Annotated in this window: 8 protein-coding genes; 3 read left to right on the top strand and 5 right to left on the bottom strand. The window is 38.0% G+C overall.

Annotated features, from left to right (window positions below):
* Positions 1-9 precede the first annotated feature (9 nt).
* Together VIO64_RS10360 and polX are read left to right on the top strand one after the other, a co-directional pair.
* Positions 10-1,725, top strand: a complete 1,716-nt coding sequence (locus VIO64_RS10360; protein WP_331917830.1) for a MutS-related protein — start codon at positions 10-12, stop codon at positions 1,723-1,725.
* A gap of 23 nt (positions 1,726-1,748) precedes the next feature.
* The gene (polX, locus tag VIO64_RS10355; RefSeq protein ID WP_331917828.1) at positions 1,749-3,464 is read left to right on the top strand and encodes a DNA polymerase/3'-5' exonuclease PolX; all 1,716 of its coding nucleotides are present in this window, start codon (positions 1,749-1,751) and stop codon (positions 3,462-3,464) included.
* Between the two features lie 11 nt (positions 3,465-3,475).
* On the opposite strand, the gene VIO64_RS10350 is transcribed toward polX, so the two are convergent.
* Entirely contained in the window at positions 3,476-4,243 is a 768-nt protein-coding gene (locus VIO64_RS10350; protein WP_331917826.1) for an NAD(P)H-dependent oxidoreductase, read from the bottom strand.
* Positions 4,244-4,986: 743 nt separating this feature from the next.
* On the opposite strand from VIO64_RS10350, the gene VIO64_RS10345 reads away from it, so the two are divergent.
* Positions 4,987-7,185, top strand: a complete 2,199-nt coding sequence (locus tag VIO64_RS10345; protein WP_331917824.1) for an MASE3 domain-containing protein — start codon at positions 4,987-4,989, stop codon at positions 7,183-7,185.
* Positions 7,186-7,222: 37 nt separating this feature from the next.
* On the opposite strand, the gene VIO64_RS10340 is transcribed toward VIO64_RS10345, so the two are convergent.
* From VIO64_RS10340 to VIO64_RS10325, 4 genes are all read right to left on the bottom strand, one after another.
* Positions 7,223-8,881 (bottom strand): ribonuclease J, encoded by a 1,659-nt coding sequence (locus tag VIO64_RS10340; RefSeq protein ID WP_331917822.1) that lies wholly within the window; start codon positions 8,879-8,881, stop codon positions 7,223-7,225.
* A gap of 185 nt (positions 8,882-9,066) precedes the next feature.
* Complete coding sequence (locus tag VIO64_RS10335) at positions 9,067-11,151, bottom strand: dockerin type I domain-containing protein (protein ID WP_414705257.1); 2,085 nt, start codon at positions 11,149-11,151, stop codon at positions 9,067-9,069.
* Between the two features lie 172 nt (positions 11,152-11,323).
* Positions 11,324-13,147, bottom strand: a complete 1,824-nt coding sequence (locus VIO64_RS10330; RefSeq protein ID WP_331917820.1) for an anti-sigma-I factor RsgI family protein — start codon at positions 13,145-13,147, stop codon at positions 11,324-11,326.
* Positions 13,140-13,883: a sigma-70 family RNA polymerase sigma factor gene (locus tag VIO64_RS10325; RefSeq protein WP_331917818.1), complete on the bottom strand. Its 744-nt coding sequence runs from the start codon at positions 13,881-13,883 to the stop codon at positions 13,140-13,142. The genes VIO64_RS10330 and VIO64_RS10325 overlap by 8 nt, the downstream gene beginning before the upstream one ends.
* Positions 13,884-13,898 lie beyond the last annotated feature (15 nt).

The raw sequence follows: 13,898 nt of genomic DNA, 5'->3' as shown, positions 1-13,898 counted from the left end.
GATATCCCTATGCCTATAGATATTTCAACTGCCTTGATAATACTGGGTATCCTTGCCTTTCTGATTGGAGCATCTATTTCAAGCAGGCTACGAAATAATACTACGATTAGAAATCATATAAAAAGTTCATGGGGACAAGTCCCTGAAGAAAAATATGAGCCTGGGGATATGGAGTCCATTGCCAGTTTCTACAAAAATACTTCAAAATCCCAAAAAGACTGCTTTATTATAGACAACATAACCTGGAACGACCTTGATATGGATAAAGTATTTAAACGCATAAACAATACACGCTCATCTCCTGGGGAAGAGATTTTGTACAATTTATTAAGAACCCCTGATTTTCATGAAAGCCATCTTGAAGATAAGGAAAAGCTTATGGAGTTTTTTGATAAAAACAACTCTACAAGGGAGAAAATTCAGTTTTTACTTTCTCGCATAGGTAAAAACAGGCAAATAAATCTTTCCCATTATCTCTTTAATGAAGTTAAATATAATCCCTTGAAGTTTAAAATTTACCGGGTACTTTCATTGATACCCTTAGTTTCTGTTCCAATTCTTATATTTAACTTCAAAGTAGGTGTTACTCTACTGGCATTATCTTTTGTAACAAACATAATAGTTTACTCTCTGGCAAAAAACGAGCTTTCAATGGAGCTTGAATCAATAAGCAGAATTATTTCACTTGTAAATTGTGCAATAAAAGTATCTCACTTAGGTGAACTATGCGGTTACGAGGGCAAGTTGAGATCAGCACTAAAAAATGTTTCAAAGCTTGGCAGGCTAAATTATTCCATAATTCAAAACAGCAGCGATCCTTTTGGAGAAACTATTAAAATTGCTCTTTTGGTTGATGTTCTAAATTATGCCAAAATAATCAGACTGGTAGCACGATACCAGGAGGATCTTCTTAGTGTGTATAAAATTATGGGAACGTTGGACAGCACAATTTCCATACTTTCTTACAGAAAAAGCGTTCCATACTTCTTTATACCCAAATTTAGCAGTATCGGCAAAGGCGAAAAAAGTTTTATAAACATTACTGAAGTCTATCATCCGCTAATAAAGGATGCTGTTCCAAACTCCATTGCTTCATCCAACCCCGTTTTGATAACAGGCTCCAATGCTTCCGGAAAATCCACGTTTTTAAAAACTGTTGCGATAAACGCAATCATGGCTCAAACAGTAAACACATGTCTTTGCCGTAAGTATAACAGCAGTTTCTTTAAAGTTTACACATCCATGGCATTAAAGGACAGCCTCGATAATAACGAAAGCTACTACATAGCAGAGATAAAATCTCTTAAAAGAATACTGGACAGCTTTAATGATGAATTTCCTTGCCTATGCATAGTGGATGAAGTGTTAAGGGGAACCAATACCATAGAAAGAATTGCTGCATCAACCGAGGTGCTCGGATACACGGCCATGAGTAATAGCCTGTGCTTTGTTGCAACCCATGATATTGAGCTTACGCATATACTTGAGAACTATTTCACAAACTATCACTTTCAGGAGAAAGTTGAAGGAAACGATGTTCTTTTTGATTATAAACTTTATGAAGGCAGGGCTTATAGCAGAAATGCCATAAAGCTTTTAAAGCTTCTTGGCTATGATGACAGCATTGTAGGCGAGGCCGAAAATCGAGCATCTCATTTTACAAAAGAGGGCGTATGGAAAAAATACGGTGCAAACAATAAAAGTTTAAATAAACACCAAATATAGACTATGCAGGAGGCAGCAGCTGTATGAACAAGCATGACATAATCGATGTTTTAAATGAAATCGGTGTATTACTTGAAATCAAAGGTGAAAGCTTTTTTAAATCAAAGGCATATTACGAAGCATCAAGAGCAATTGAGCTTATGGATGAGGATATTGAACTTCTTGTAAATGAAGACCGGCTTAAGGAGGTAAAAGGCTTTGGCACCGCTTTAACCCAAAAAATCCGAGAGCTTGTGACAACAGGCAGGCTGGCGTACTATGAAGAACTTAAAGAGTCAATACCTCATGGGCTGATTGATATGCTCAAAATTCCAGGTCTTGGTCCTAAAAAAGTGCGTGCCGTTTATGAGAAGCTCGGTATAACTACTATTGGTGAGCTTAAGTATGCATGCTTGGAAAACAGACTAACAAAGCTTACAGGATTCGGGGAGAAAACACAGCAGAAAATACTTGAAGGCATCGAAAACCTCAATAAATACGCCGGCAAATTCTTATATCCCCATGCATACAGGCTTGCTTCAGAGCTACTGAAGCCATTAAAAGAAAGCATTCATGTTGTACGCTGCAGCGAATGCGGAAGCCTCAGAAGAAAGAAGGAGGTAATAAAGGATATAGATATTCTGGTCAGCTGCAGTAAAAGCTCGGAGATAATGGATATATTCACAAAACATCCTCTTGTTGAAACTATAACCTCAAAGGGTGACACCAAGTCCAGTGTCATATTAAGGGAAGGCATAAGTGCCGACTTGAGAGTTGTGACAGATAAGGAATATCCATATGCACTCCACCATTTTACAGGAAGCAAGGAGCATAATACGGCCCTAAGGCATTTGGCAAAGCAAATGGGTATAAAGATGAACGAGTATGGGCTTTTTAAAGACAATTTACTGATTGAGTGCATCACTGAAGAGGATATTTTCAGGGTTTTCGGCATGGAATTTATTCCTCCCGAGCTAAGAGAAAACAACGGGGAGTTTGCCGCTGCTTCTTCGGGAATGCTGCCTAAACTCATTGAGCAAAAAGACGTTAGAGGTATTTTTCATGTTCATACAAATTACAGCGATGGCTCATGCAGCATTGCGGACCTAGTGACATATTGTATCCAAATGGGCTACAGTTATATCGGAATATCGGACCACAGCCAAACAGCTTATTATGCGGGCGGGCTTAAAGTAGACGATATAAAGAGACAGCACGAAGAAATTGATAAACTAAATGAGAAGTCTGGTAATTTTAAAATACTTAAGGGTATTGAGCTTGATATACTTCCTGACGGAAGCGTGGATTATAACGATGAAGTGCTGTCCTGGTTTGATTTTACAATTGCTTCGGTACATTCATCCTTCAGTATGGATGAACAGGAAATGACCGACAGGGTAATAAAAGCCATGAAAAACAAATATGTCAACATTCTTGGCCACCCTACCGGAAGGCTGCTTCTCTCAAGAGAACCCTTCAAAATAGACATGAAAGAGATTATTAAAATCGCAGCACAAGAGAATGTTATCCTTGAAATAAACGCAAACCCTCACAGGCTTGACATGGACTGGAGATACTTAAAGAGTGCTCTTGAGGAAGGCTGCATGTTTGTTATCTCACCGGATGCCCATAGCATAGAGGGTATAAATGATATTGAGTATGGCATAAATGTAGCAAGAAAAGGATGGCTTGCAGCTGAGAATGTTATTAATACAATGGATATTGGAAATATAGCTGGATTGCTAAATATTGGTCATTAGACTATGGGTTTTTAGACTTTATTGGTTTTAGCCACCATCTTCTTAGCCATTTTGTCCATGATCCACGCGAAAAACAACTTAACAGGCCCAAGCCTTACATCATAATAATATCTGGATTTAAACCAGCCTTTGCTTTCATAGTAACATCTATCCACCGATGTAGCTTCCTGTGTTTCTATACCGTTTCTTGCAAAATAGAATATGGCAAGGTCTTTGAACGTAGGTACAGGAGGCTTATTATTTTCTAGATCTTGTAAAAATCTTCTTGCAGCATCATCTAACGCTTTATTGGACTTTTCCGGGATCGGCTGGCCAGGTATCAGTGTAATGCATACTCCCTTACTTATACCAAACCCCCAGAACTTCATTGCTTCATTTAAATATTTTACTATGCCATTTCCTCCGTAAACCCCTTGGGTGACAATAGCCATAAACCTTTTGCCGTACATGTTTGGCCTGTGAAAAACAAATGCCAGCCTGTCTAAAAGACTCTTTGCCAGTGCAGGCACCTGAAGTGAGTAGTTGGGAACAGCCATTATCAATCCGTCAGCAGCCATGATTTTTTTATATATTTCATCCCTGTCATCCTTAAGTGGACATTTATCCTCCCCTTTAAAGAGACATACAAAGCATCCTAAACAGTTTTTAATACTTCTATCTTTTAAAAGTATCCATTCTATCTCGATACCTTGCGTATCAGCAAACTTCCCGGCAACATATTCGGCAACCTTATATGTTGCTCCCTTTCTGTGGCCGCCATGTATTATAACAATCTTCATAATATATCCTCCCTTACTATAAATTATATCGACAAATTCCATAATTTTATAATTACATTCTAATTATACTATGTTAAGCCTTATTAGGTAATATGGGAACGCCTTTCGTAACTCATTATTTACTCATGCACTCAAAATATTGTAATGCGTCATTTACAAACGTGATAATTTATGATATTATTATCTTAAATTAGTTTCAATATATTATGTATAGCCAACTCGGGGATTCCACTCACTGTGTATAACTAGTTTTACAGTTTGATATATGTTGGAAAAGGTTATGAATACTACCTATGCTATCAAGCAATTTACACAACACCTGAATATATATTATATTTTTTAAGCAGATAGAATTTTTTCGATCTGCTCCTTTTTATTTCATCGTATATGTTTATAAAATATGTTCACTTTTAAACCTAAACTTACCCTAAAACGTGATACCTTAAATATTCTGCCATTTATTATCAATAAAGTGCTGGCATTATTTCTAAATATAGTGTAAAATACTTTTAACATATACTATAGGTTGTTTTGCATTATACTGTTAAATGAACTACAGCTATCTTTAGAACAATGTACGAATCTTAAATAAAGAGGTGTCAGAATTGTTTATCTTAAGCAACGCAAAAAAGCTTTATAGTTTAATCGATAAAAAAATAGCCCTGCAATTTATATTAGTCCTATCCTCTAGCCTTATACTATCTATATTATTATCCAAATTTTTATGGATAAAATACTTGGGTATGTGTCATACCATATTGGAAGTGACTTGTGTTTTTATTGCATTGTCCTCATTTTTAATAATATGGCTTAGCCATGATGTGCGGAAGTATTCGCTCACGACTCTTGGCTTCGGCTTCCTGTCAGTGGCTGTTTTCGACATTTTTCATGTTATTTATTACCCGGAATTAAAATTATTTCCCATAGGATACGATGATTTATCAACAAGGTTTTGGGTTGTTGGCAGAATTTCCGAAGCAGCAATATTAACCCTATCTACATATAAAGCAGGTATATTCTCAAAAAACAAGTATATGCTTCTTACCATTTCATTATTTTACTCCTTTGGGGTTTCCATGGCACTTATAAATTTTCCCTCAATTATGCCGACTCTTTTTATTCCTTCTATAGGTGTAACTAATGTGAAAATAGTTCTCGAGTACGCAATTATAGCCCTATTTATCTTTGGAATATATCGCATTTCAAAGATGAAAAGAAAAAGCAAGATGATTTCTTACAGGCATATTTATTTATCTATACTTTTACTGATTTCAGCAGAGTTTTGTTTTACAAAATATGTATCCTATTCATCGTTCAGCACTACAATGGGCCATGTACTTAAAGTAGCAAGCTACTTTTACGTATATTATGGTATTTATGTAAACAATATAAAATACCCTTATGAAAAAATGAAAATAGCAAAAAGTAATCTTAAAGAAACAAAGAAAGAATTGTATGCTATCTTAAACGGATTGCCTTTAGCACTGGCTACATATGACAATAGCCTGCATGTGGCTTTTATAAACGACAAAGCCCTTGAGCTTTTAGAATGTAATCGTAAAGATGTATTAGGCCTGACTGCTGATGAAATGGCAAAGAAGTTTATGTGCACAGACTTTATTCAAAAGAAAAACTTGATTGCACATTCTATCACCAGCAATAAAAATATTCCCCCCGCACTAAGCCATTATACAACACAAAAGGGAAATCAGCTTGATTTAAGTATAAGTACCTTCAAATACAACCGGGGTTTAATGGTCTCATTCTCTGATGCAAAAAAAGATCAGGAGCTTGCCGACCTAGAGATTCAGACATTAACTATTTTAAATTCATTAAGTAATCTTGTATTGTTGACAGACAGCAATGCAAGAATTATTCTTGCTAATAAGGCTCTCTTGGAGTTTATTGATATGGATTTCAAAAATATCGAAGGTATGCATATAAGGGACTTTAATACCCTTCTTAGCTTCAGCATAGATGGAATTCCTTACAGTTCCATTAAAGGAAAAATCAAAATGAGCAAGCCCACTGAAGCTTCATTAAAAACATTAGACGGCAATACAAAACATGTCCTTTTTCACAGTAGCCCGATCAAGAATACAAAGGGGCAAACTATTGGACATATTGGAGTATCATCAGATATAACACAATACAAAAAGGAGCAGGAAAAGATACTCCAGCAGGAAAAATTGGCAATAATGGGACAAATGGGAGCAGGTATAGTTCATGAAACCAAGAATCACCTAGCTTCTATTAAAGGGTACTGTCAGCTTTTATCCATATCCTCAAATGAAAAGTCAAAAAAATATATTGAGAGAATAGAATGCATTTCTGGAGACCTTAACAGGGTTATCATTGACTTCCTTACTATAGCAAAACCTTCCCCGCCGATAATGGATATCGTTTCATTAAATGAAATCATCGAATCAATGCGGTATATGCTGGAGAGCCCTTCGTTTATAAAAGGCGTTAAAATAGACATAGACTTGGCTGAGTTTGATGGTGACATTATAGCAGATGAATCGGGAATAAAACAAATAATTCTCAATATGACCAAAAATGCAATTGAGGCAATGTCAGGCGTAAGTGATGCAAGGCTTTGCATACAAACCAGTTTAAGTCGTACCGGGGATGATGCACTACTCATAATAAGCGATAATGGCCATGGCCTCTCACCAGAACAGATAAAAACGCTTGGCACCCCTTTTTATACAACTAAATCAGCGGGCACCGGTCTAGGTCTTAGTGTATGCTATAGAATTATAAAGGAGCACAATGGGAGAGTGGAGGTGGAAAGCACAAAAGGTAAAGGTACAAAATTTACAATCAGCTTTCCTCTTTACACAGATAACAGCACATACCAACTTTCTAACACATCTATGCTTCTGCCTGCAGCTTATCTTCGTGCAGAAGCTGTAGAAAGGTTTGGTACATATAAGTAGTACTATTAAAATCCAAGCCCTCCCATATGCAAAGCATCTAAATTTCTATCAAAATAGGCAGTATCATAGGCTTTCTCTTAGTTTTCTGGTATATATACTCCCTAAGCGTATCCTTAATCGCCCCCTTCTTGGAGGACCAGTTTCTTCCTTCAGACTTTAAAACCGCTTCCTTGCATACCTGTTTTACTTCATCCATAAAAGGTTCAGACTCCCGAACATATACAAAGCCCCTAGAAATAATGTCCGGCCCTGTAATTACGTTGCCCGTTTCCCTCTGTATAGTCACAACAACAATAATAAGTCCATCCTCAGATAGGTGTTTTCTATCTCTTAATACCACACTTCCAACATCACCAATGCCAAGCCCGTCAACAAGAACTTTTCCTGAAGGTACACTGCCGTTTATTTTTGCTCCATCGGAATTTATTTCAAGGACTTGTCCAATCTCCATTATTATTATATTCTCCTTCTCCATGCCGAGGCTCTGTGCAAGGTTGGAGTGTTTCTTCAGGTGTCTGTATTCACCATGAACAGGCATAAAATATTTAGGTCTTACAAGCCGCTGCATAAGTTTGAGCTCCTCCTGACATGCATGACCAGAAACGTGGATATCTGCAAGTGCTTCATATATCACTTCTGCACCTTTTTTAAAAAGGTCATTTACAACACCCGATACGGATTTTTCATTACCGGGAATAGGTGTAGCCGAAATCACTACCAAATCTCCCGGTGCTATGTCAACCTGCCTATGCTCCCCTATTGCCATTCTTGAAAGAGCAGACATGGGCTCTCCCTGACTTCCCGTGGAAATTATGACAAGTTTATCCTGATTAAGGTTTTTTATACGTTCAATATCAACAAGTACTCCCTCAGGTATGTTGAGATATCCCAATTCCATGGCCTTTTTAGTTACATTTATCATGCTTCTGCCGCAAACAGCAACCTTACGATCGTACTTGACTGCGGCATTCACTGCTTGCTGAATTCTGTGGATATTTGACGCAAAGGTTGCAACAATTATTCTGCTCTTTGCATTCATAAAAATTTCTTCAAAAGTCTCTCCAACGGTCTTTTCAGACATTGTATATCCCCGTCGTTCCACATTGGTGCTATCACTCATAAGAAGTAGTACACCCTTCTTGCCAAGTTCTGCAAACCGTGGTAGATCAATTGGCTCTCCGGAAATAGGCGTATAATCCACCTTAAAATCCCCTGTATGCACAACAATTCCTACCGGAGTATGTATCGCAAGTGCAACTGCATCTGCAATACTGTGAGTAGAACGGATGAATTCCACCTTAAACGCACCAAGCTCTAAAGTTTGGCCCTGCACTACCGTTTCCAGCTTGCAGCTTGAAAGAATTCCGTGCTCTTCCAGCTTGTATTCCAAAAGGCCTAATGAGAGCCTGGTTCCATATACCGGAACATTGATTTCTTTTAATAGATAAGGAAGTCCTCCAATATGGTCCTCATGGCCATGAGTCACAATAATCCCTTTTATCCGTTCCATATTCTTTGTTAAGTATGTAGTATCAGGCAGAACCAAATCTATACCCAACATTTCATCATCTGGAAATGCCATACCACAATCTATAACAATAATATCTTCACCATATTCAAATACTGTTATGTTCTTCCCTATCTCCCCTAATCCTCCAAGGGGAATAATTTTTAGCTTCTTCTTACTTTTCGCCACTATAAACCTCCAAATGTAATTTGTATATTCTTTCTATATATTCTTCCCAAATCCTTTTTAAGGAATTACTATTTTTGAAATCTTTTTTTATTTTTCTAGACATCTTGAATAAAAAAGAACATCGGAGGAAATATCCAACCGGATGTTCTTTTATTATTTAGCCTATTTATTCTATTAAGGACTGGTCATACAGATTTATTGAACTTGGCTGCAACCAGTATAACATCAGACATATTGATTGCTCCGTCACCATTTACATCACATTTTCTGTCATAATTACCGCCTGTTGAAACAGCATTGAAATGTGATGCAATAAGTATTACATCCGACATATTAACCACCCTATCTCCATTTATATCCTCAGGTGCTGACGAAGCCGGAGTGTTAGTCGGGGTGCTTGTCGGGGTGTTTCTCAATGTACTGGTAGGTGTACTCGTTGGTGTGTTTGAAGGTGGTGTGCTTGGTCCGTTATCACCTACAAGGGCTATCTGGGGAATAGGCGGTGCAGCCATACCGCTGCCTATGAAGAACCCAGTGTGAGGCGGCTGATTGTAAGCAACATTCTGCCATGCAACCCCATTTCTGTAAATAGGATCATGCATCAAAGTGTAAATCCTTCTATTTGTAATACTGGTAGTAGTATATATGCGAAGAGCAGTGTTGTCACTTGTCCTGCAAATAAGTTCCTCTCTCCAATCTCCGAGTATATCCGCCTGCAGGTTCGGATTGGACTTTGTGCCGTTGATTTTAGTACAACCGGTAGCACTAAGCAAAGTGCCTCCACCGTGTTTTGTTATTGTAGTGCCGTCCAGAAGCTCTCTTAGTTCATCCCCATCCCACCATATGGCATGGTTAGTTGACCCTGGAGCACTTCCAAGGTTCTGACCTGTAGCACTAAATAATGGTGAACCTGAAGCCCACATTTCTTCCCCGGGAGATGAAGCTACAATATCAGCAGTACAAGCTCTTCCCGTATCAGCATCAGCATTCCATCTGAAAAGAATTGCACCTGTTCTTGCGTCATGCAAGTCAGCTCCGCCTTCCCCTTCATGACAAGACCATACCTCCAGGCCTGCTCTATTGGGATTGAGGTCTCCAAAGTGCATGGAATCCCCATGTCCTAAACCAGTGGTATACATTCCCTTGCCATCATCATCTATAGCACATGCACCGTATATAATCTCATCCTTACCGTCGTTATCAACATCTCCAACACTTAGGTTATGATTGCCCTGTCCTGCAAATTTGGTATTTGTGTTACTGTCAAAAAGCCACCTCTTTGTAAGCTTTCCGCTTCTAAAATCCCATGCTGCAATAGTCAACCTGGTATAATATCCGCGGCACATGACTATACTTGGCTGAACCCCATCAAGATAAGCCACACAAGCTAGAAAACGATCTACACGGTTGCCGTAGTTATCCCCCCATGAGGAAACAGTACCTCTTGGAGGATCATAGTTTACAGTTGCAAGGGCTTCGCCTGTCATCCCGCTGAATACTGTAAGAAACTCAGGACCTGCTAATATGTATCCGTTGCCATTTACATAATTTGCATTTGCATCACCTATTACCTTGCCTTTACCATCCTTCGTACCGTCTGCGGTTTTGCATGCAACCTCTGCCTTTCCGTCACTGTCAAAATCCGCAACCATGAACTGGGTGTAGTGTGCACCACCGCGGATATTTTTGCCGAGGTTTATTGTCCACAAGCGAGTACCGTTCAGTTTATATGCTTCAAGACATACAGGATCAGTAACACCAGAATTTGCATTATCCTGAGTAGCACCTTCCCACTTTATAACAATCTCATATTGCCCATCTCCATCCAAATCACCAGTGCTGCAATCCCCTGCTTGATATCCGCTGATCGGTGCTTTAATAGGTACTGTAAGATAATTCTGCCCCCATACAGAAGCTGTCTCAGATGCAACTTGTTCCTGGCCATTTAGAACAGGACGCACTGTATAGGTTGAGCTTGTGGCTCCGCTTGCATCAAGATAGTTGGTACTTGTAGTAAGCGGTGAATCGTTTAATTTGGTACCATTCCTATAGACATTAAATCCAATGCTTTCCGGGTCTGTACCAAACATACGCCAGCTTACAAAAACCCCATTACTAACCTTTACTGCCACAAGACCCCTGTCCAGTTTTTCCATAAGTCTTAACGGTGCTGCATCAGCCCATTGGCCTGGTATGATCATTAGCCCGATCTGCACCATTACCAATAATAGCAGGAAAAATCTCTTTGTGTTTTTTTTGCACTCGTTCATTAAAATAACCCCCTTTTATATTTAAGCACAATCAAAAAAATATAGATTAAGAGTGATAAGTCTTCATCTGCGAAGGTATACTTATATTTTACTATATTGGCTAAAATCTATAAATATCTTGTTCAATTAGAGATGCGTAAATGGTAAATTTTTTACGGGTATCAAATTAAAATTATTTGAAAAGCACCTCCATTCTATCTATATTGGGTCCGTCTTTTAGAACTGCAGAAGTCCTTATTACATTTATTCCAGCCTTTAAGTTTACCCCAATATATTGCCTGCCCCATTTAGTCCAACTACCTGTTGAATCAAAACTCAGCCGACTGCAAACCAAGCTGTCGTTTATACGTATCTCCAAGGGTCTGTCAATGTCCGCACCATTAGCATACCAGAAGTTTAAAGTATATAAACCGTCATTCTTTATATTTATAACCCAATCAATATAACCTCCTACCTCATTATTGAAATTTATATAGCCGCTGCCGGAAAAACCGGTGTTGGTGGACTCCTCCATGCTTCTTGAAAAGGCTGCCTTTTCTCCCTCATATACATCAGCCTTATGGAATAGCTGGCTCGATGGTATTATCTCTTGCTTTTGTGAGTCACTTCTCCAGGACAGCTTGACTTGACAAGATTTAACATCTTCAAAGTATTCCAGCTTTATTTCATAACACTTTCCCGCCTCCAAGTCGATGCTTCCCTCTGTAAGCACCGGTGATTGGGACTTCCAGTTATCTATAATCAAGGTATTGTTTACCCATAATCTCACTCCATCGTCAGCATATGTACTAAAGGTATACCTTTCGGAAAATCTGGGAACCACAAAGCCTGTCCATCTTACCGAAAAAGTATCTTCTCCAATCATAGCATCCGGGGCGTTTTCAGCCCACCTGAAGTTAACTTCCGGATCAATTCTGCTTATAACGTATTGGGTAAAATCACTGCAGTTATAATACTCTCCAATAAGCCCTTTACTCATAATGGTTTCGATTTGCTGGGGTGTTGGCACCGGCTTGGGTGTTGGTACCAGCTTGCTTGTTTGTAACTTCAGCGGAGTTGATTGAGGTAAAGTTGGTATAATCATTGGTGTTGGTAATGTTGAAACAGCATGTGTCACAGGTAATGACGAAGATCTCTCCTTTGGAGTGGGTTTAATGCTTTCGGAAGCAGACGGCTGTTTTGTAACTAGTTCAGCCTTTTCATTATTTACATTGGTATCTGTATTATCAGAACGAATCCTTCCTAAAAGCACTCCTAATTCTGTTGTATATAATTCTTCAATAGATATTTTCCTGCCATTCTTTCCAGCCTCTGAATAAATATAATACCTTCCCATGGAAAGATCAATTCTCTCAGCCTTTTCCCTGAGTCCTTGCGGAACTTTGACAACCTCTGCATTCAAGAGGCTGCTGTATGTCTTATTTATATCTTTTTTTATTCTATTAAGAAATTCATCAAACTTTTTTTCCCCTTCAGTTTCTTCCTTAACATTGTCATTTTCCAATTCAGCCGCAATCAATATGGTGCCCCTCTCGTCATTTCCCTTAACATAACCCATTTCCCTTGATTTCTCTATGATCAACCTTATAGCATTATTGATATCTATGCCTTTTACTTTTATATTTTCCATTAGAATCTTTCCATCTATGTTTAAAGCCCTGATATCATCTATGCATTCGTTGTCATCTACTTCTAGTTCAATACTTGGATTAATGTCTATGCTCATATACAAGTAGGGCTTGCTGGTATCAAAAAAGAAATGGAATGAAGCCAGAATAATCAGTAATAAGGAGGCTATAGCTGCAAATACAGGATAAAAGTATTTTTTGTTTGCCTTGCTATCCTGAATAATATCACTATCACTTATAAGGATTTTTTGCCCTTTATATATCCCCGGTCTCTTCTTGATCCTTTTAAACACCACATCATCAGTCATTACAATGGCTTCATCTTCATCAATCCTGATAACTACCCCTATATTATCCAAATCATTCATATTTATCCCTCTTTTCCATGTTCACAACAAACCCCTTAAGATCATCGAGCCTGCTCCTTAGTATCAGGCTCACTGCGATAATGAATTTTCTATTTCTGACAACCGTTTTTTTGCTGATTTGAATTTTTTTAAGGAGATCTGATAACGGAATACATCTTTTTCTAATCATCTTTTGGTATAATACCTCATCTTCAGCCAAAACCCTTGCAATTTTAATGGACATCATCCTTGAGTCCTTATGTTTCGGTGAGCTTGATATCAAATCCCCTAAGGAAATTTCATAGTCTGAAAGACTCTTCTCAAAAAGATCAATTTCTTCAGCCAGTTCAATTTTTTCAAACTGATAATGAGAATTGGATATCATATACTTATTGCTAAAATCATGATCATCCTCTATTGAAGAAAACAGAAGATTATTTTCATGCCTCTTATTCTTTCTCAAATTGTCAATAAGCCTATGCTTTATAACCATGTAAGAGTATTTGTAAAAGTCCCCGTTTCTCTTATTGTCAAAATTATCAATAGCTTCATTGAAAGCTAATAGTCCTATACTGAATTCTTCACTGTTCTTATTGTCTATATATGACCCTACAATATTGGAAACTAACTTGGTTATATATAATATGTTATCTTTAATGAATTCTTCTTTTAGATTTGTGTCTCCTGACTTAATCTTTGCAACTATGTATTCAACACTGTTTTTGTCTTCCCTAAGATTAAAACCCAATTTAAACAAATACTATCACACCCC

It is taken from the genome of Pseudobacteroides sp. (assembly GCF_036567765.1).
In the GTDB taxonomy this organism is placed as follows: domain Bacteria; phylum Bacillota; class Clostridia; order Acetivibrionales; family DSM-2933; genus Pseudobacteroides.
This window is presented reverse-complemented; position numbering and strand designations above follow the sequence as displayed.